This is a genomic window from Pedobacter sp. MC2016-15 (assembly GCF_026239695.1).
Lineage (GTDB): Bacteria > Bacteroidota > Bacteroidia > Sphingobacteriales > Sphingobacteriaceae > Pedobacter.
Window position 1 is genome coordinate 535,809 of sequence record NZ_JAPIVS010000003.1, and the last position, 21,053, is coordinate 556,861.

Genomic DNA, 21,053 nt, shown 5'->3' on the forward strand with positions numbered 1-21,053 from the left:
CTGATAAAATTCGCAGCTCAACTAAATAAAAATAGCCAAAATGTTGTTATACTGATGATTAAAGTGAATTTCTCACCGTCACTTTAAAAGGAATCGCAATACGATCGGCAGAATTCCGCAGAATCAGCTCCGCAGTCTTTTCACCCATCAGCGTAAAATCAGTAGAAATCGTCGTAATACCATCCAGGATAATTTTCTTGATGGGTATCTCATTGTAAGAAATCACCCCCACATCTGTACCTACTTTAAACCTGCCCTCCATCATTTTCTCAATTAGTATCACAAGGTCATCCTCAACTAGGTTGATATAAACACAGCCCTTTTCTATTTGCTCATGCTGCAGGCAATGTAGAATCTCGTGTTTATAATCATACTGACGGCAAAATCGGCGGAAGCCCCGGATGATCTTTTGGGAATGATAAGTTTGCTGCGGAAAAATAAGTTTCAGGGTATGGTACTTACCTAAGCGATCCGCCAATTGCTGGAGAGCTGTGTAAATATCATTTTCAAAATCCTCGTATACAGCACCAAAATTACCACTGATACCCTCCGCAAGTTTATCCATCAGGATCAGCTTTTTCTTTGGCAGCGAGTCTATCAGTTCGTAACCCAAATCTTTATCGTCACTAAAATTAGGGATGATTACACATTTCTCATGAAAACCGGATTTCTCCTCAATGATTTTTTTAAACAATTCAAAGTCATTGTTATAGATGTAAAAATCAATCGCCGCTTTGTCGCCCAGTGTTGCCGCAAAAGCATCGTAGATCATCTTTTTATGGATACTCAGTTTGTTAAACAGCAGCAGCACCTTCGCCGGTTTGTGGAAACAGGTATGCACGATAAAATATCCTTTTCCAGCTACTGATGCTACCAGTCCCATTCTTTTTAACTCATTGTAGGCCCTTTCAATGGTACTTCTGGCTGTTTCGAGCACACAGCTCAGCTCATTGATAGAAGGCAGCACGTCATCTTTCCTGATATGTCCCGACTGCATACCCTCCAGGATCGAGTTGATCAGCTGAAGGTACTTCGGTGTCATCGAATACTCGTCAATCCTGACAATGTTTTGAATGTTGTTCATGGTAATACCTCGTGCTTATTGGTAGATGAAAGTAAAGAATCCCACAACTTAATGGAATTTTTGAAAATATTTTTATATTCTTGAACGAGCTTATCGGTAATGAGTTAAAACGTTTTCCTGATTCTTGATCAGTGATGAGACAGGACAAATGGCCCAAAAACCTCCGGATATTTTAATCCTGTTTTAATCCTTTAAGAATTGCTGCAGTCTATGTATTTGAAGTTAGGAAAACATTAAAACAACACGCAAATGAAAACATTCAGAAATTTAATGCTGCTGTTGGTGACGGCATCATTGTTAAGCTCATGTTACGTTCAGGATAACAGGGGGCGCGGACACTACAGACATGGTCACGGTCACAGACACGGCGGACCAGGATGGCACCGCGGACACTAAACAACTACTAAGATTTATCAGGGCTGCAATTAACTGCAGCCCTTTTTTGTTTTGTAAAATATTGATAATCAAATACAAGTGATTTAATTCGCAAGCTGCTGTAACGTTTTATCATCAATTGACATCTTATAGATATAAATGCTTTGAAGATGAAAAATTTAATTCCCTTAATATTGATGTCCCTTATGTGCCTGTGTATCATGCCCCTGGCGCATGCCCAAACCGGCTATGGAAAACTGTCCGGAAAAGTGCTCGATGAGAAACATGCTAATCTGTCTTATGCCTCAGTAAGCCTGCTTAAAGCAAAGGATTCTACGGTCATCAAAGGATCCATAACGGAAGATAACGGCACCTACGAATTTTCCAGTCTAGCTGCGGGGCAGTATATTATCGCCATCAACATGGTTGGTTATGCAAAAGTGCTGAAAGGACCATACCTGATCAACGATACCCACAAAAGCTACACCGTAGATCAGGTGGAATTGGTACCTACCTCCAAACAGCTGAAAGGAGTTGAAATCACAAGTCGTAAACCACTGGTAGAAAGACAAGTCGACAAGACCGTCCTGAACATCGAAAACAGCGTTTTAGCGGCGGGCAATACTGCCCTGGAAATCCTTCAGAAAGCCCCTGGAGTAACTGTGGATAAAGATGGTAACATCAGTTTACGTGGTAAAAAAGGGGTGTTGGTGATGCTGGACGGCAAGCCCACTTACATGTCCAGCGAGCAAATTGCCAACCTGTTACGATCTACTGAAGGAAACGCCGTGCAGTCTATCGAACTGATCACTAATCCTTCCTCAAAGTATGATGCGGCAGGTAATTCGGGAATCATCAATATCAAGCTCAAGAAAAACAAAAATTACGGCACCAATGGTTCGGTAAACGCAGGAGCGGGATATGGCAGATACTACAAAGCTAATACTGGTATCTCCCTCAACCACAGGGAAAAGAAATTCAATGCCTTTGGTGACTTTAACTACTCACGGCGCAAACAGTTCCATAACCTTGATATCCGACGCGTAAATGAGACTGCTACAGATCAAACGTATTTCGATCAGACCAGCGAGGGGATTGGACCAAGACGTAACTACAATTTTAAAGCCGGACTCGATTACTTTATTGATAGTTTAAATACGATTGGGCTCGCCATAAACGGATATAATGGAGGTGGCAACAATGAAACAAAAGTGTTAACCCTGATTGGAAGCCAGCCTATGCGTACAGATTCTTCTGTAAAAGCCAGCACCCCAAATAGCTGGACCTATAGCGGTACCACGTACAATCTGAATTATAAAGGTACACTGGACACTGCCGGTCAGGAGATTACTGCCGACATTGATTATTCCAGGTATAAAAATAACAATGACAATTATTATGAGAACAACTTTCTTGATATCAACGGACAACCATATAAAGCTCCCGGGATCTTCAGGAGTGCGGCCCCTTCAGAAGTCAATGTCTTCGCTGTAAAAACAGATTACACCTATCCCTTCAGCAAAAAGATGAAACTCGATGCAGGACTTAAAAGCAGTGTGGTCAGCACCGATAACAATATTCTCTTTGAGAATTTCTTAAACAACAGCTGGCAGACTGATGCGCTGCGTACAAACCAGTTCCAGTACGATGAAAACATCAATGCAGCCTATGTGAATCTGAAACGGGAATTTAAAAGTACCACCGTTCAGCTAGGACTGAGAGGGGAGCAGACCAATTCAAAAGGTAACTCTATCACCGAGCAGATTGTGTCCAAAAGACACTATTTTAACCTGTTCCCAACCTTGTTCGTCAACCAGGTGTTATCAAAAAACAACGAGGTCGGCTTCTCATATAGCAGAAGAATAGACAGACCCGACTACGGAGACCTGAACCCTTTCATCTCTTTTGTGGATCTCTATACTTATGGTATTGGAAACCCTTTCCTCAATCCGCAGTATACGAACTCTTTTGAATTATCATACTCCTTCAAAAAGACGATCAATGCAACGCTTGGCTATAGCCATACCAGTGATGCGATTACCCGGGTACTGTTATCAGATACTGTGCAGAAAACGCTTTTCATTACTTCGCGAAACCTCGCTGTAAAAGATGCTTATAACCTAAATATCAACTCACCACTGAATATATTCAAATGGTGGACTACCAATAATAACCTGACCGTATTTTACAACAAATTCAGCACACCTAATCTGCTTGGTTCTCCTTACAGCAGTGGTAAACTGGCCTTCAATGCGAACACAAACCACACCATTACCCTTAACCCAAGTACCAACATAGAAATGTCGGGTTTTTATCAGTCATCGTTGGTCGAGGGTACCCTGGCAATGAAACCTCAGTATGGCATCGATCTGGGCTTGAGCAAGTCTTTCATCAACAAAAAACTGATGGTTAAACTTGCCGCAAATGATGTGTTCAATCTGCAGAGATGGCGCATCACCAGCGCCTTGCCGGGTCAGAACTATACCGTGAATGAGAAGGAAGAGAGCAGAGTATTCAGATTTACCTGTACCTACAGGTTTGGCAGCAGCGATATCAAAGGTGCAAGACAGCGCAGCAAAGGTTCTGCAGCAGAACAGAGTCGTGTAAAATCGGGTGGATAAAGAATATGCTGTCCCAAATGCCCCCTAAACGCTATCTGACTGAAAGGGAGAATAATTTTATTTTGCTTTCTCTGTTTTGGGATACTCAAATCGGAAAATTCTACTACCAGAAGTGTTCATAGCAGAAAAATTTACTAAAGTGAAAAGAAGACTATTTTTTTATAATTTCTCTTACCAACTTTACGTTATAAATACAGAACATCATCACAGATAGACAAAAGAAAATTGCCCGAGGGCGGATGCCAGAGGTAATAGGTAAATAATAGTTAATAATCGATAAAGGCCGGAATTCTCCGGCCTTTATAGTAAAATAGGTAAGCCAATTTCAGCTTTTGCCTGCGAGATGACCAGGGAGCTGTGTACATTCCCTACATTATCAAGCGTTGCAATCTTCTGTCTGAGAAAAGCGTTATACGCATGCATATCCGGAATGATAATTTTGAGCATGAAGTCAAAATTACCCGTGATATGATAACATTCCAGGACTTCAGGAAAAACAATCACACTTCTCTGAAAAGAGGCCAGGGAATCCTCGCTGTGGTTATTCAGGACAATCTGAGGGAATGCAACCATACTTGAAGTGATCTTCTCCCTGTCCAGCACAGCAACATATTTTTTGATATATCCCATCTCTTCCAGACGCTTTCTTCTGTCAAATATCGGAGAAATTGTCCTGTTGAGATTATATGCGAGTTCTTTATTAGTTAACCTTCCGTTTTCCTGCAGAAGATTTAATATACCCAAATCCGTAGGGTCTAAATGCGGGTTCATCTTTTGAATCGATTTTAACTTTGAATAGGTTTATTTGGTTGATGATGCGGTTGGTTGGTGTATCAAATATAATATATTTTTTTATTCTTGTTGAGTTTCGGCATCGCCATTTTTTTCTTTTAGTGCCTGATTGTAACCCAGATTATAACTGATCTGGCCCCAGGCTGTCAGCATCAAAATAATATCTTCGTCTTTTAGCGGACCTTTTACCTGGCTCTGGCAATAAACCAGGAAATCACTTTCTGTCATCTTTATTGATTTATAGGAATTTGCACAAAATAACAAAATACCTGCTAAGGCTCAAAACATAAGATTTAAAACTAAAATCGCCGGGGGCTGTTTAAGGCAAAATATAAATTCATGTTATCAATTGGTAAAGGATGACTTATAAATCAAATGATATGTATAATTTGCAGGCAGATAATAATTAAATATGGCGTCAGGTTTTTTTGCGATTTTAGATGATATAGCTGCTTTAATGGATGATGTCGCACTGACAGCGAAAATAGCTACCAGAAAAACTGCGGGTATACTGGGAGATGACCTTGCGGTGAATGCCGAAAAAGCTACAGGCTTTGTGTCTTCAAGGGAGCTGCCCGTATTGTGGTCAATCACCAAAGGCTCGTTAATTAACAAGATTATCATCGTTCCCGTCGCCCTGCTGCTCAATGCTTTTTTTCCTGTAGCGATTACCGTAATCCTGATTCTCGGAGGTTTCTATCTTGCTTTTGAAGGAGTTGAAAAAATTGTAGAGTACCTGTTCCACCGTTCTCATACGCCACAAGGGGTAGCTGTAACAGCTGCTCAAGCTCCTGATCAGAAACAGGATGACAATGAAGCAGAAAAAACGAAGATAAAATCTGCAGTGACCACAGATTTTATCCTCTCGGTTGAAATTGTCATCATCGCACTGGGTACAGTGCTGGAAGAAAGCCTGATGTTGCAGATCGCAACAGTTTCCATCGTTGCCATACTGGCTACAATTGGGGTTTATGGAATTGTTGCGCTGATTGTTCGCATGGATGATACCGGACTGAAATTAATTGCCCGGACAAATGATAAGGGAGTAGTAGCAAAGCTAGGGCATCTGCTGGTGAAGTCTTTACCAGTGATCATCAGAGTCCTTAGCGTTGTCGGTACAATCGCTCTTATCCTGGTTTCAGGCGGTATTTTTGTACATAATATCCACTACATACATGATCTTTTTCCGAATGTACCTTCCATCATCAAGGAGTTTGGTTTTGGATTAATTGCAGGTTTACTTGCCGTCGGCCTCTTCACACTCGTCAAAAAAGTCATTGCATTAGCTAAACAATAATGGTAAATTCGGCCCACCGAAAAGTATGAGTTTCATTAATTTCAGCCGTCCTTTACTGGCGGGTATATTACATTCATTTGAGCCTGACCATATCACTGCGGTATCTGTGCTAGCTTCAGAACAGGCGATCAGGAAAAAGAAAATATCCTGGGGCGTGATCTTCAGAGCCTCTCAATGGGCGCTGGGGCATTCAGTAACTCTGCTGATCTTTGGCGGTATCGCCCTTGCTTTCAAGGCTTCCCTGCACCAGTATGTCACCAATATTTCCGAGTGGGCAGAGATTGCGGTTGGTCCCATCATGATCTTTTTGGGTGTAAAAGCACTCAGGAGCAACTCCAAAATCGACGACCTGATCAAAGCCAATGAAACAGCAGAAGCCCCTCAGCATACGCATGTGGGCCGGCCTTCGGTACACGTTCATGGAAAAAATGGCGCAAAAATCCCGGTGAATCCTTTAACACGTTCCTTCTGGGTGGGCATGATCCACGGCCTCGCCGGAACCGGTGGGGCCTTGACTACAGCGCTTGTGATCAGCGCCACTACCATTCAGGCTTCCATTATGGTGCTGATTATTGAATCTGCCGGCATCATTCTGGCCATGAGCATCTATAGTTATATTCTGATATCCACCATGAGCAGGTACCTGCAAAAAAATATGTTCGTATTTAAATGGATCAACGGCATCGCAGGGGTAGGATCGGCGACAGTGGGATGTATCGTCATCTACAGGGTATTAACTGCCGGCTGATCTTCTAAAAAAATATTTGATACCCGCGTAAGGGTAAAACCATTCTGGCGTGTTTGATAAGCAGACAGGGAAAACTGAATATCCTTTCCTGGCAAATAACTATAATTGTTAAACAATGCTTAACCCTAAACGCTGGAATTTTGGATTTGAATAACGAACAGCTTATACCACTCTTGCTTTCAGGCGATGAAAGTACTTTCGAAAGCGTGTATAAACATTTTCTGAAGCCCCTCCATAGTTATGCAATTACCATTCTCAGGGATGAAGAGGCGGCAAAAGGAACCGTACAGAATATCTTCCTGAAGTTATGGGAACGAAAGCATACACTTAACTTTAACGGCTCCATCAAGGCCTATCTGTACAGCGCTGTTTATCATGAATGTCTCAATTACATCCGTCACGAGAAAGTTAAGCTCAACCACCAGGATCATCTGGTTTACACGATGAAAAATACCGAGGAACAAGACAAGGGAATTGAGTTCAGCGACTTAAAGGACAAATTGCAGCAGGTGCTGAATAATCTTCCGGAGAAATGCCGGACGGTGTTTCAGCTGAGCCGGTTCGAAGAGCTGAAATACAGGGAAATTGCCGATCAGATGGGGATTTCTGTGAAAACAGTAGAGGCACAGATGGGCAAAGCATTGAAAATACTCAGGCACGAACTGGTGGATTATCTGCCTGTGATCATCTGGCTGATCAGCCACCAGTTTATCATATTTAATTAGAAGGATATGGACGAGATTTTAGTAAAATTTGTCATTGGTGAAGCTACAGCAGCAGAAGAGCAGCAGGTTCTCGCATGGACAAAAGAAAATAAAGCGAATGAAAAGTACCTTGAGCATTTCAGGCTGATCTGGGAAACTAGCAAAACGCTGCAGCCGGAGAGTACACTGGACGAAGATTCCAGCTGGCAGGAATTCAAACAGTTGCGCAGCGATAGGGAACATGGTCAAAAGGAGGCTGGTCACCAACCACCTGTTTACACCCTGAAAAAAGGAAAAAGCTGGATTCAGATTGCAGCTACATGGCTGGTCATTCTGGGTACTGCGGCGTTTTTATTCAGCCGCTATTTTCCCGCAGAGCCGGAATTATTAACGCTGCAGAGTTTTGATACGGTAAAGTCAGATACCTTATCCGATGGCTCAGTGATCACACTGAACAAAAACTCCAGGGCAGAATATCCGACGAAATTTTCCGGCAGCACCAGGGAAATGAAACTGCTCAGCGGTGAAGCGTTTTTTGATATCGCGCATGACCGAAAAAAACCTTTTATCGTGCATGTAAGGGATGCGGCTGTAAAGGTAGTGGGTACCTCCTTTAACATCCGCAATCATACGGACCAGGCAGAGGTAATTGTAGAGACCGGCATTGTGGAAGTCAGCAGGAAAAAGGTCATCGTCAGACTGAAGCCCGCAGAAAAAGCTGAGATCAACTATCGGACAAATGAACTGAAAAAAAGTATCAATCCTGATCAGTTTTATAACTACTACCGCACAAAAGAATTTGTTGCCAATAAAACCCCGCTGTGGCGTATTGTAGAAGTATTAAATGATGTGTATAAAGTGAATATACAGGTGCCCGACCGCGACCTGGCCAACAGACAGCTTACTACGACGCTACGTCTGGGAAGCCTGGATCCGATCCTGGATATCATTGCCATCGCTTTCAATGCACAAATTGTACATGAGGCAGATAAAATTATCATCCGGTAGTCTTGCGTATGAAGTATATCTGTCTTTTGATATTGCTGATATCCACGGCCCAGGCTCAGAGTAAACTGGATAAGGATATCAGCATCCATATAAAACATGCCCGGCTTTCAACTTTGCTTGATACCCTCGGGAAAAGGAATGGCTTTTATTTTTCTTATTCCAACGATCAGATCAATGCCGATAGCCTGGTGAATATATCAATTGATCATCAGCCATTGCGGACGGTTTTAGACTCTCTTTTCAAAGGAGATGTAGAATATAAGGAGAGTCCCGGATATGTGATCCTTCGGCTGGCACCTAACAACCTCACAATCAAAGCGGAAAATGTCACCGGTAAGGAACAAAGCTATGTGATCAGCGGTTATATCCTGGATGAACGTACAGGCCTCGGTATCCCCAATGCGAGTATTTATGAGAAGAGGCTGCTGGTATCTACGCTCAGCGATCATATGGGATATTTTAAGATCAGGATCAAAACCGCGGGCATGATCACGCTCACAGTGAGTAAGGAGTATTACAAAGATGCCAGCTTAAATTTTCTCAGTGATGTCACCATTGGCCTCAAGCCGAGGGAACCTGATTATAACAAAGAATCGAACCCGGATCAGGCGGCCAGAAGCTGGCTGGGTAGGATATTTGTATCTTCAAAACTGAGAGAGCAGGGGGTAAACCTCAGGAACTACTTTGCCAATGCGCCTTTTCAGACTTCCCTTACACCTGGTTTAAGTTCAAGGGGGATGATGAGCAGCCAGGTGGTCAACCATCTATCACTCAATGTAATCGGAGGGTATACGGCCGGACTGGACGGGGTGGAGTTTGCCTATATCTTTAATATCAACAGGCTTGACGTCAGGTATATCCAGGTGGCCGGACTCTTCAACGTCACCGGCGGAAACTTCCAGGGTGTACAGATCGGGGGCATAGGAAATAATGTGCTGAAAAAGGTGAACGGGCTGCAGCTGGCCTCTACCTATAATATGGTGACCGACAGCGTAAAAGGAATGCAGGTAGGAGGGATTTTCAACAGTACCAAAAGCAGTGTCAATGGCCTGCAGCTTTCTGCAGTCTTGAATTATGCAGGCAGAAACAGTTCGGGCTTCCGCTTCGCAGGCATAGCGAATATCACTGGCGATACCGCAAAGGGGGCACAAATCGCAGGAATCCTGAATAAAGCCAGGGTCATGAATGGATTTACCTTTGGTCTTATTAATATTGCTGATACCCTCAACGGTTATGCATTGGGGGTACTGAACTTATCAAAAAATGGCGATCATAAAATCATGGCTTATTCAAGTGACCTGGCACCGTTCAATCTGGGTTTCAAATCCGGCAACCACAGACTGTATTCCGTATTCTCTGCGGGGGTCAACCCGGGCAGAAATACAACCTATTTCAACCTGGGCTGGGGCATAGGACATGATTTTGTGCTCAATAAGCGCTCCTTCATCGCTACGGAACTGTCTTCTAACAACCTGCTGGCAAGTCACTGGAAACAAACGTATTCTGTGGACCGGCTGAGCGCAGTGTTTACCTATAAAGCGTACCGCAGTCTTTCCTTATTTGCAGGACCTTCTTTCAATCTGTTGCACAATGAAGGACTGGCGGCCGAACGTGAGGAGATCACAAAAAACAAACCTGTGCTGATGAATATCGGGAAGAATAAGGCCTGGATAGGATGGACTGTAGGGATGTCCTTCCTGTAATGCTCAAATGGTCCTGAACGAACTTGGTGAAAAGCTGGTTTCCTTTTTAAAGAAATTCGAAAACTGTGCAAGATCATCAAAGCCCAGGGTATAGGCAATCTCCGCAATGTTCCAGTTGGTCTGCTTCAGCAGGATCTTTGCTTCGGTGACCACACGGTTGCTGATCAGTCTCGTGGTGGTATTTCCCGTAATATCTTTTAAAACCTTGTTCAGGTGGTTTACATGGACCGCCAGACGGTCAGCATAGTCCTTCGCACTGCGCAGGTTCAGGCGCTGCTCCGTAGAATCAAGTGGAAACTGGCGCTCCAATAGTTCCAGAAACAACGAGGAGATGCGCTCAGATGCATTTTGTGTGCTGGCCAATACCGCCATAGGCTGCAATTTCTGACCATAGTGTATGAGTTCCAGTACCATGGTTCTCAGCAGGTCATATTTAAACCTGTAGTCAGAACCGATCTCTTTCAGCATTTTTCTGAAAATGTATTCAATCTCCTGCTGTTCTTCATCGCTGAGCTCAAATATTGGCGTCTGTCCGGCCTGGAAGATCGGCAGCTCATCCAGCTGTATGCCTGTTTTACCAGAGCCTAAAAATTCAGGGGTAAAAATACAGAAGATACCTCGTTGTTGGCTGTTCTCCGGAATCCAGTGATAAGGGATCTTGGGCGTGGCAAAGAGTAAGCCATTGCCTTGGATATCTATTACCTTATCGGCATACTCTGCCCTGCTATTGCCCTTCAGCCAGCTGATCTTGTAATAGGCACGACGACTGTAGGGCATCTCGCGACTGCCATCCTGATTAAAAAGCTTTTCGCTTTCAAAAATATTGAAATGACCAATCTCCTTCAGCATGCCTCCAGGTTGGGCAGCGTCGTTCCGTTTATAAAAATCGTCCAGTGAGGTATTGGTCATTTCTGTAAAGATACTATAAAAACATACCTCCTGAAACTTCTATCCGCTGCCCGTTTACCCAGCGGTTATCATCTGATAACAGGCCGGCGATCATTGGCCCGATATCGTCAGGTAATCCCGGTCTGCCCAAAGCAGTAATACTGGAAACCATAGCATTCACTTCCGGGTTATCACGAACAATACCTCCGCTGAAATCTGTCTGGATGGCGCCCGGCGCTACGGTATTTACTCTGATCCCGCGGGGCCCCAGTTCCTTAGCCATATAACGGCTGAGCACTTCCACGGCACCCTTTACGGCTGCATAGGCCCCGCTTTCAGGAACACAAACCCGTGTCAGGCCGCTGGAGATATTGACAATGCTTCCGCCATCATTGATGAGGGGCAGCAGCTTTTGGGTTAAAAAGAAAACGCCTTTGAAATGAACGTTGTACAAGAGATCAAGTTCTTCTTCTGTGGTCTTCAAAATTGAGTTGTGATGCGAAGTGCCAGCATTATTGACCAGGTAATCTATCCCCTCAGCAGCCCAGTCTTTCAGGATTTCTTTTACCTGCGATACAAAACCATCGAATGTGCTGCTGTCGCCGGTATCGAGTTTCAGGGCTATGGCCTGTGCACCTTCCTGTTGGGCAAGGTCGATTACTTTGTCTGCTTCATCAGCTGCGGAGTTGTAAGTGAAAATAGAGTTTACACCTCTCTTTGCGAGGTTGAGGAGGGTATTGCGGCCGAGACCACGACTGCCACCTGTAATCAGTGCGATTTTATGTGTTGCCATTTTAAATGTCTTTGAAATTGTTAAGACAAAGTTACCCGGCTGCAGGATGCTGTGTTTGCTGAAATCAAAGGGATGTTTGAGAATTTCAATCAATCTAATCCACACATATGCAGTTAGTAAAACCAGCAGGGGAGAATGGAAATTTATTGTGATATTGATATATTATATATCTTTACTCAGAAATTTTCGGATGAGTACCAACGAACACACCACCAACACTGAACAATTCCTCTCCGGTGGCGGAGAGATGGGAAAGCTGATACGCTCCATGGACTGGTCAAAAACTGCCCTCGGGCCGGTTGAAGACTGGCCGCAAAGTCTACGTACTTCTGTCAGCCTCTGCCTGTCCTCAACTTTTCCTATCCTCATTGCCTGGGGACCGGAAACTATACAAATATATAACGACAGCTATCGTCCCATCTGTGGGGCAAAACACCCGGAATCGATGGGGCAGAACTTCCGTATTTGCTGGGAAACGGCCCTGCCTGTAGTAGGTGACGCCTTTACCCGCGGACAGGAGGGGGAGGGCACGTATATCAAGGACCAGCAGATGTTCCTCGACCGCTATGGTTACATGGAAGAGGCATACATGACTTTCTCCTTTGCGCCCATCAGGGATGAGTCTGGCGGTGTCGGAGGAATCTTCCACCCGATTACAGAATCTACGGAAAAGATGCTCAACGCCAGACGTACCAAAGTGCTCAGAGAGCTTGGCGCCGATCTGGCCAAGGCAAAATCCGTGCTGGAGATCGGGCAGATGACAGCAGACAAATACGAAGATTACCTCAATGATATTCCTTTTCTGCTGCTGTATCAGATCGATTACACCAGCGGGGAAGCCCGTTTGGTCAGCAGCGCCGGTATCCCGGAAACTGAGCTTCAGATCCCTGACCATATCGATATCAATGATCCCGCAAACAGCTGGAACCTATATGAAATACTGCAGTCGGGACTCAGCGGACAAACGGATGTGCAGCAATGGATCGGCAACTCTACTGTCGGCCCTTTTCCTGAACCGCCAAAACAGGCGATGGTGCTTCCGCTCAGGATTTCCGGACAACCGGAGATCTTTGGGTTCATGGTGGCGGGCATCAGTGCCCGGCGTGCGCTGGATCAGGAATACCTGAGCTTTTATGATCTCTTAGTAAATACTTATAATACTGCGGTTTCCAGCGTATATGCATATGTGCAGGAGCAGAACCGCGCCGAGGCACTGGCAGCAATCGATCGCTCAAAAACTGCATTTTTCAGTAATGTAAGTCATGAGTTCCGCACACCGCTGACGCTGATGCTGGGACCTCTGGACGATATCCTGCACAAGGAAAACCTGCCCGAAGAGGTCAGGGAGCCCCTGGATGCAGTAAACCGTAACGCTGTGCGTCTGTTAAAGCTGGTGAATAACCTGCTCGACTACAGTCGTGTCGAGGCTGGTCGCGCACAGGCTGCCTATCAGCAGCTCGACCTGGCAGAACTCACTACAGATCTCGCCAGCAGCTTCCGCTCGATCATCGAGAAAGCTGGTATGACGCTCAGCGTAGATTGCCAGGAGATCAATGGTCAGGTGTATGCCGACCGCCAGATGTGGGAAAAGATTGTCCTCAATCTGTTGTCCAACGCATTTAAATATACCCTGGAAGGTTCCATAGAGGTTTCCTTAAAACAGGAAGGTAATTTCGCAGTGCTCAACCTCATAGATACGGGGGTAGGTATCCCCGAAAAGGAACTCCCTCATATGTTTGAGCGTTTCCACCGCATTGAAAATTCCGCAGGGCGTACCCATGAAGGCACCGGTATTGGTCTTTCACTGGTGCATGAGCTCGTTCAGCTGCATGGCGGCACGATCTCCGTGCAGAGTGTGGAAGCTGAGGGAAGTACCTTTACCGTAAGAATTCCGCTTGGAAAAGCACATCTCCCGCAGGAACAGGTATTGCAGCAGGCAAAGGATGTAGATTCTACGGCGCTGACAGGTGCATTTATTAAAGAAGCCTATACCTTGCTGCAGGACCAGCTGTCGCACCCTGATGTGCAGTCTACAAAAACTGCTGAAAGCCTGGAAACACAGGATGTCACGCAGAGCAAAGAAACACGTATCCTCATTGTGGATGACAATGTCGATATGAGGGATTACCTGCGCCGTCTGCTCGATCCCTATTTTACCATTGTACTTGCCATTAATGGCGAAGATGCACTCGCTAAAATTGAACATTTAAATCCCGACCTCGTACTCAGCGATATCATGATGCCCATTATGGATGGCACCACGATGCTCAAACATATCCGTGCCAATCCTTCCAGCTCCAGGTTGCCGGTGATCTTTCTTTCTGCACGGGCAGGGGAGGAAGCTCGTATTTTTGGTTTGGAGGCAGGGGCCGATGATTACCTGGTAAAACCCTTCTCCGCTGCAGAATTACTGACCAAGGTAAGGGCCCAGATTAAAATCAGCACTGCCAGGGGACTCGCAGAGCAGCAGCTGAGAGATCTCCTGATGCAGGCCCCGGTGGCTATTGCCATCTACCGCGGGAAAGAGCATGTGGTAGAAATGGCCAACGAAAGGATGCTGCAATACTGGGGACGTACCGCAGAGCAGGCATTTAATAAACCGCTGTTCGATACCATTCCGGAATTGAGAAGCCAGGGCTTTGAGCGACTGATGGAGCGCATGAACCAATCCGGACAACGTTATACCATCAACGAAATCCCTATCACAGTGAACCGCTATGGCCACATTGATATTGTATATACCAGTCTCACACTCGAGCCACTGAAAAATGATGAAGGTGTCATCATCGGAACGATGGCAGTGGCAGCCGATGTTACTGAGCAAGTGATTGCACGGAAAGAACTGGAGAAAACTACAGATACGCTTCAGCTCGCGATGGACGCTGCGGGGATGGGTAACTGGCTATCTGTTATCGGCGAAGGAAACCTGGAGATCTCGCAGCAGACAAGGCTGATCCACGGCTTGCCCGATGGTCTGGAAATTTCTTTTGAGCAATCGGTAGAAATGATTATTCCTGAACACCGCGAGCGCGTGGTACAGAGCATACAACAGGCTGTAGATACCAAAGGTAGATTTGATGAAGATTACCAGATCCAGCCTTATAACGGAGGCAGAAAAAAATGGCTCAACACCACCGGAAAGGTCGAACTGAATGATGACGGTAGTGTAAAGGCAGTCATCGGTACGATCCTGGACATTACCGAAGCAAAGGAAGATGATCTCAGGAAGGATGATTTCATCGGAATAGTGAGCCATGAGCTTAAAACACCATTAACCTCCCTTGCCGGGTATTCGCAGATCCTGAGTTTACACGCAAAGCGCACGAATGACGACTTCGCAAAGGATAAAATTGCAAAGGTGCTCAGTCAGGTGAAAAAGATGAGTACCATGATCAATGGTTTCCTCAATGTGAGCAGACTTGAATCAGGTAAGATCCAGGTCAATAAGCAGCCTTTTATGATGAATGCATTGATCTGCGAAACGATCGATGACCTGGGTCTCCGTTCTGAGACACATCAGATTAACTTCCTGCCCGGTGAAGACGTGAATATAGTGGCCGACAGAGATAAAATTGGTACCGTGCTGTCCAACCTGCTCAGCAATGCGGTGAAATATTCACCCGCCGCGCTGCAGATTGAGGTCAGCAGTACCGTAAAAGAACATTCGGTGCTGATCAGTGTGACAGATCAAGGTATGGGCATTGCAGCAGCGGATCTGCAAAAGCTGTTCGAGCGCTACTACCGTGCAGAAAACAAACAGATGGAGCATATCAGCGGGTTTGGAATCGGCCTGTATTTATGTGCAGAGATTATCAATAGGCATGATGGAAAAATTTGGGCAGAAAGCGAAATAGGCAAGGGCTCTACATTTTATGTAGAACTGCCACTCCAGTAATAGCTAAACCGTAAAAATGGTATAATAACCTGACAATCGCAGCTTTTATTTGCGAAACTATCTGTTTACTTTCGTTATTCATTGATATGTATAACGTAATCAGATTTATGAACAAATATTTACGCTCTTTCGTGCTGCTGGGACTTGCTTCAGCACTTGCTCAAACAGTTCAGGCGCAACAGGCCGACACTCTCAGCCGGGTATTCCGGCTTGGAGAAATCTCTATCAAAGGAAATCGGGACAGCCTCCGCTCCAACAAGATTGGCTCTTCAATTATCAGCCGCTACAACCGTATGGATGTGTCAAGGGCGCTCAACCTCATGCCGGGAGTAACCCTTTCGGCCGTTGGCCCGCGTAACGAATCTGCGGTAAGTATCCATGGTTTTGATATGCGCCAGGTACCCATTTACCTGGATGGGATGCCACTTTACGTTCCCTATGATGGTTACGTGGATCTGGCACGCTATACCACTTTCAACCTCTCCGAGATCCAGGTCGCCAAAGGATATTCCTCAGTATTATACGGCCCAAATGCCGAAGGAGGAGCGATCAACCTGATTACGCGCAAGCCTGTTAATCCTTTTGAAGCAGATGTCGTAGCAGGATGGCTCAACGGAGGATACCGCCTTAGTACTAATATCGGTTCCACTTTCGGCAAGATCTACTACCAGTTATCCGCTTCGCAGCTGAAACAGGATTATGTGCCGATGTCGCGCGACTTCAATGCTACAGCAAATGAAGATGGCGGCCGCCGCAACAATTCTTACCGCGATGATATCGGCTTCAGTGGAAAAATCGGCTTTACCCCAACCGTAAACCAGGAATATGTGGTAGGATACAGTTACCAGCACGGTAAAAAAGGAACACCTGTCTATACGGGTACAGATACCCAAAACGCACTGTTCAGGAATCCCCGTTTCTGGAAATGGCCCAAATGGGATACGCAGAGTCTCTATGTGCTGAGTAATAACAAGATCAATGAAACCAATGTGATCAAAACACGCTGGTATTATAACCAGTTCAAAAACCAGCTGGAGAGTTATGACAACGCAGAGTATTCTACGATGCTGAGGCCATATGCTTTTACGAGTATTTATGATGACTATACCCTGGGAACAAGTGTTACCTATGAAAATACGGATATCAAAAACAATAACTTTAGCCTTGCCGGGCATTTTAAGCAGGATGTGCACCGCGAACATAATGTGGGAGAACCTACGCGCCGGGCGGCCGACCAGAACTATACTTTCGGCGCTGAAGATACCTACCACCTGACGCCGAAACTGAAGCTGAATGCAGGTGTGAGTTATATGGACAGGCAAAGCGATGGTGCAGAGCAGTACAACAGTACGACAAAAGTAGTTTCCAACCTGCCGGAAAATAAAAACAGCGCCTGGAATGTGCAGGGTCTGGTACAGTATGATATCGACAGCACGCAACTGCTGAGTTTCTCTGTAGCCAGGAAAACCAGGTTCGCTACCATCAAAGACCGCTATTCGTACCGTATGGGTACAGCGCTGCCCAACCCGGATCTTAAAGCAGAAAATGCATTGAATTATAATCTGGTGTACCAGGGTCATTTCTTCAGAAATTTGTCGCTGGAGGCTTCCGCGTTCTACAGTAAACTGCAAAATACCATTCAGAGCGTGAGTAACGTAGCTGTAGATCCTATAACGAATGTGGCATTGGCACAGGCACAAAATGTGGGCAGGGCAGCATATTACGGAGCAGAAGCGGGACTGGGCTATCAGTTGATGCCTGCATTGAGAATGGATGCAAACTATACCCTCACCATCCGCAAAAACAAAAGTAACCCATTGATCTTCCTTACAGATGTGCCAAAAAATAAGGTGTTTGCATCGGTATCTTATCAGCCTGTGAAACGCGTATCTGTAATTGCTTCAGAAGAATACAATTCCAGACGATACAGCACCAGCTATGGCACCATTGCCGGCAGCTTTTACCTGACGAATGCCAGGGTACAGATAGAGCTGATCAAAGGTTTTTCTGTGGATGGGGGAGTAAACAATATCTTCGACCGCAACTATCAGCTGGTAGAAGGTTTTCCCGAGGCAGGAAGGAATTATTTTGCTAACTTACATTACATTTTTTAATACACACGATGAAGAAAAAATTTCTGTTGACAAGCACGCTGGCGATCTTGCTGTGCAGCTTATCTGCGGTACAGGCCCAAACTGCTGAAGTAAGTGTGGCGGGCAGTGTAGGCAAGCCCTACAATCTCAACGCAGCTACTTTCTCAACCCTGAAAAAGGTGGATGTGACGGTGAAAGATCACGATGCGAAGGATCATCACTATAGTGGGGTGTCACTGTATGATATCATCAGCAAAGCCGAGGCTGTACCGGGCAACATGCTCAAGGGGAAAACTATGGCTAAATTCGTTTTGATCACTGCCGCAGATAACTATCAGGTGGTACTGGCCATTCCCGAATTTGATCCTGCATTTACCGATAGGGTGATTGTGCTGGCCGATAAAGAAGATGGCGAAGCACTGGCCGCCAACCTGGGTCCATACCGTTTGATTGTTCCGGGCGATAAGAAACCTGCAAGAAGCGTAATGCGGGTAACCTCGATAGAGGTGCTGGATGCCAGAAAACCTTAAAAGTTAATAAAGCGGCGGTCGTTCATCAGATTGATGTCTGTCAGGGTTTTCAGGAAGCTGATCAGCTCTGCCTGTTCTGCCGCCGATAATGCGATACCTCTTGATCCTGTTTTTTTCAGAATGGGATCAAGATTCGCATGATTTTTTACATCTGCAGCATAATGCTGCAACACCTTTTTCAGGGAGCCGAACCTGCCGTCATGCATATAAGGTCTGGTGATTTCGATGTTGCGCAATGTCGGTACCCTGAATCTACCCTGATCAGTGCTCAGGTGAGTAAGGCTGTCACGGCCCCTGTCCTTCGACAGTTCATCCAGGCCATTGTTGCGATATGAACCATCAGTAAACAGGGGTTCTGTATGGCAGGAGCTGCATTTTTCTTTATATAGTGTGTAACCTCTGAGTTCATCCGGTGTCAGCTGCTCTCCCGGTTCTTTCCGGATATACCGGTCATATTTTGTATCTGCCGAAATCATCATCACCGTAAATTGAGTCAGGGCCGTAAGTATATTTTCTGTACTGATGCCTGTGCTGCCAAAAGCTTTCTCAAACAACAGCGGGAAATCCGGATCTTTCTTCAGCACCTTCAAAATGCTGTCAGGATGGTTGTTCATCTCACATGGGTTGGTAAGGGCATTGGTAGGTACTTCAAGAATGTTGGTGATCCTGCCGTCGAGCATAAACTCTTTCTGCCAGGCGAGGTTAAAGAGGGGAGGTGCGTTGCGTTCTCCAAGGCAGTCGTTCACACCTCTGCTGATCGCTGTATTCAGATTGGCGAAGGCTGCCGATGCCTGGTGGCAGCTGCTGCAGGAAATCCTGTGATCAGATGAAAGGACGGGCGCATAAAACAGGGCTTTTCCTAACTCAAACCTCGCTTTGGTCACTGGATTTTTCTCAAAGTCATACACCGGTTTCGGAAAGTTGGCCGGCAATCGCAATTCCATCAGCTCCGGATCGCCATCCCTTGTGCTCAGAGTCCTGTAAGAAGACATCCCCAGCACAAAGCCAGCCATGACCAGCATGATAACTATCTTGATTCTGCGTACTTTACTAAAACCCATTTCCAGCGATGCAAACAAAACAGCCCCAATACGGGGCTGTTTGATTTGTTATATATTCTTTTCGCTAAAATACTGATTTCCCAATGGATCAGTAGCAACAACCTTTACCTTTTTCACCATTGCATCAATCTGCGCGGTAAAAAGATGCCCTGTTTCATGGGGCTCAACAAAATGACGACCCTCAGGTTTATTCTCGCCACGGTACAGCTCCACCGATAGCGGATCAAACCCCCTTTCCTGTGTTAACTCACCAGCATCGCGGCCATCCAGGAAATACTTCAGTTTCCAGGCTGGTTCATAGTTCCATACATTGGCCGTAAGGCGTAACCCGCTGTCCTGTTTTTCTATATGCAGGCTCAGCTGATGTTCTTTGGGTAAACCCGTAGATTTGTAATAACCTTTCAGGTCGGTACCGCTTACTTCATATACCCCATAACCCCTTGGTGTACCGTCGGTGCAAACCGGCCCCGTCCACCAGGCTCCGCATACCGTACCATGGTTATGCTCATGAACCCCATTGGTGATATTGTTTTCATGGAAATGCGTATGACCAGACATCACATGAACATTTGTAAAGCCCTGCAGCACCTCGTAAAAAGCAGCATTATTCTTCACCCCCAGGTATACCGGGATATGCAGATTGATGACCACCAGCTGATCCTTCGCCACATGCTGCAGGTCTTTCGCCAGCCATGCCAGCTGCTCCTCAGAAATATACCCGTCATAGTTCCTTTCCGTTCCCAGGTAACGCACATCGTCTAAGACAACGTAGTGCGCCTTGCCGCGGTTAAAGGAATAGTAGGTCGGACCATAAAAGTTTTTGAACGTCACATCTGAAGTCTCATCACCCCCCATGCGGTAATCCATATCATGGTTGCCGATCACCTGGAAAAAGGGAATACCCATTTTATCGATCGCCGCGTTATAATCTGGAAAGAGGCCGTGGTTATCCCACACCATATCTCCCACACAGATCCCATGTACGAGTGCGTCCTTTCCCAAAGATTTGATCGTTGCAATCGTATCCGGTACCGATGTTTCCATCATCTGCTGCACATCCTTTTTGTTTTTCACCTGCGGGTCTGCCCAGATGATAAAGTGGTGATGATTGTCATCCACAGAAAGCACCTGCAGGTTAAAATCATACTGTGCTGCAGTACCCAGCTTTTCATACTGCTTTGCGATGTTGTAATCATTTTTAAACTGATATCCCGCAGGTGTACTCATAAACACACTCTTCGCCTTTTCATTCGGCATCAGCTCATAACGGCCGTTTTTATCCGTCAGCACCACCGTAAAGCCATCAGAAATAACCACATTTCTGATGCCCTTTTTTCCGGCAGTTACCCTGCCTCTGATCATCGTCGCCGAATCTGCCAGTCCGAAGGCATTTGTGTTCAGCGCAATAAATGCACTTCCCGCAATGAGTCCCGCACTGCGGAGGAAATCTCTTCTGTTCAT

Annotated in this window: 17 protein-coding genes; 10 read left to right on the top strand and 7 right to left on the bottom strand. The window is 45.6% G+C overall.

Translation table 11 applies throughout. From position 1 onward, the window contains the following. Nucleotides 1-58 precede the first annotated feature (58 nt). On the bottom strand, nucleotides 59-1,084 hold the full coding sequence (locus OQY15_RS11300) for a GntR family transcriptional regulator (RefSeq protein WP_265791664.1): 1,026 nt from the start codon (nucleotides 1,082-1,084) through the stop codon (nucleotides 59-61). Nucleotides 1,085-1,333: 249 nt separating this feature from the next. On the opposite strand from OQY15_RS11300, the gene OQY15_RS11305 reads away from it, so the two are divergent. Continuing rightward, nucleotides 1,334-1,480 carry a hypothetical protein gene (locus OQY15_RS11305; protein WP_265791667.1) on the top strand — a complete coding sequence of 49 codons (147 nt, stop codon included), beginning with the start codon at nucleotides 1,334-1,336 and terminating at the stop codon, nucleotides 1,478-1,480. 149 nt (nucleotides 1,481-1,629) lie between these two features. Continuing rightward, complete coding sequence (locus OQY15_RS11310; protein WP_265791669.1) at nucleotides 1,630-4,080, top strand: TonB-dependent receptor; 2,451 nt, start codon at nucleotides 1,630-1,632, stop codon at nucleotides 4,078-4,080. Between the two features lie 300 nt (nucleotides 4,081-4,380). On the opposite strand, the gene OQY15_RS11315 is transcribed toward OQY15_RS11310, so the two are convergent. Further along, nucleotides 4,381-4,851, bottom strand: a complete 471-nt coding sequence (locus OQY15_RS11315; protein ID WP_265791671.1) for an Lrp/AsnC family transcriptional regulator — start codon at nucleotides 4,849-4,851, stop codon at nucleotides 4,381-4,383. 81 nt (nucleotides 4,852-4,932) lie between these two features. Further along, nucleotides 4,933-5,100 carry a hypothetical protein gene (locus OQY15_RS11320; protein ID WP_265791673.1) on the bottom strand — a complete coding sequence of 56 codons (168 nt, stop codon included), beginning with the start codon at nucleotides 5,098-5,100 and terminating at the stop codon, nucleotides 4,933-4,935. A 184-nt stretch (nucleotides 5,101-5,284) separates the two neighbouring features. Between OQY15_RS11320 and OQY15_RS11325 the strand changes: the two genes are divergently transcribed. The 5 genes from OQY15_RS11325 to OQY15_RS11345 all read left to right on the top strand — a co-directional run bounded on the left by OQY15_RS11325 (nucleotide 5,285) and on the right by OQY15_RS11345 (nucleotide 10,332). After that, entirely contained in the window at nucleotides 5,285-6,169 is an 885-nt protein-coding gene (locus tag OQY15_RS11325) for a DUF808 domain-containing protein (RefSeq protein WP_265791675.1), read from the top strand. A gap of 25 nt (nucleotides 6,170-6,194) precedes the next feature. Next, complete coding sequence (locus OQY15_RS11330) at nucleotides 6,195-6,917, top strand: hypothetical protein (RefSeq protein WP_265791677.1); 723 nt, start codon at nucleotides 6,195-6,197, stop codon at nucleotides 6,915-6,917. A 140-nt stretch (nucleotides 6,918-7,057) separates the two neighbouring features. Beyond that, nucleotides 7,058-7,642, top strand: coding sequence for an RNA polymerase sigma-70 factor (locus OQY15_RS11335; protein WP_265791680.1), 585 nt, complete (start codon nucleotides 7,058-7,060; stop codon nucleotides 7,640-7,642). A 6-nt stretch (nucleotides 7,643-7,648) separates the two neighbouring features. Beyond that, nucleotides 7,649-8,629, top strand: a complete 981-nt coding sequence (locus tag OQY15_RS11340; protein WP_265791682.1) for a FecR domain-containing protein — start codon at nucleotides 7,649-7,651, stop codon at nucleotides 8,627-8,629. An 8-nt stretch (nucleotides 8,630-8,637) separates the two neighbouring features. Continuing rightward, nucleotides 8,638-10,332, top strand: a complete 1,695-nt coding sequence (locus OQY15_RS11345; RefSeq protein ID WP_265791684.1) for a hypothetical protein — start codon at nucleotides 8,638-8,640, stop codon at nucleotides 10,330-10,332. 3 nt (nucleotides 10,333-10,335) lie between these two features. Here the strand turns inward: OQY15_RS11345 and OQY15_RS11350 are convergent, their stop codons facing one another. Further along, nucleotides 10,336-11,241, bottom strand: coding sequence for an AraC family transcriptional regulator (locus OQY15_RS11350; RefSeq protein ID WP_265791690.1), 906 nt, complete (start codon nucleotides 11,239-11,241; stop codon nucleotides 10,336-10,338). A 13-nt stretch (nucleotides 11,242-11,254) separates the two neighbouring features. Beyond that, a complete protein-coding gene (locus OQY15_RS11355) occupies nucleotides 11,255-12,013 on the bottom strand; it encodes an SDR family oxidoreductase (RefSeq protein WP_265791692.1) in 759 nt (252 codons plus the stop codon). Between the two features lie 190 nt (nucleotides 12,014-12,203). Here OQY15_RS11355 and OQY15_RS11360 point away from each other — a divergent pair, with 190 nt between their 5' ends. From OQY15_RS11360 to OQY15_RS11370, 3 genes are all read left to right on the top strand, one after another. Further along, nucleotides 12,204-15,908, top strand: coding sequence for an ATP-binding protein (locus OQY15_RS11360; protein ID WP_265791694.1), 3,705 nt, complete (start codon nucleotides 12,204-12,206; stop codon nucleotides 15,906-15,908). A gap of 107 nt (nucleotides 15,909-16,015) precedes the next feature. Continuing rightward, nucleotides 16,016-18,022, top strand: a complete 2,007-nt coding sequence (locus tag OQY15_RS11365) for a TonB-dependent receptor (protein WP_265791697.1) — start codon at nucleotides 16,016-16,018, stop codon at nucleotides 18,020-18,022. 8 nt (nucleotides 18,023-18,030) lie between these two features. After that, a complete protein-coding gene (locus OQY15_RS11370; protein WP_265791699.1) occupies nucleotides 18,031-18,531 on the top strand; it encodes a molybdopterin-dependent oxidoreductase in 501 nt (166 codons plus the stop codon). Here the strand turns inward: OQY15_RS11370 and OQY15_RS11375 are convergent. Beyond that, on the bottom strand, nucleotides 18,528-19,592 hold the full coding sequence (locus tag OQY15_RS11375; protein WP_265791701.1) for a cytochrome c peroxidase: 1,065 nt from the start codon (nucleotides 19,590-19,592) through the stop codon (nucleotides 18,528-18,530). The genes OQY15_RS11370 and OQY15_RS11375 overlap by 4 nt on opposite strands. A gap of 48 nt (nucleotides 19,593-19,640) precedes the next feature. Then, the gene (locus OQY15_RS11380) at nucleotides 19,641-21,053 is read right to left on the bottom strand and encodes a calcineurin-like phosphoesterase family protein (protein ID WP_265791703.1); all 1,413 of its coding nucleotides are present in this window, start codon (nucleotides 21,051-21,053) and stop codon (nucleotides 19,641-19,643) included.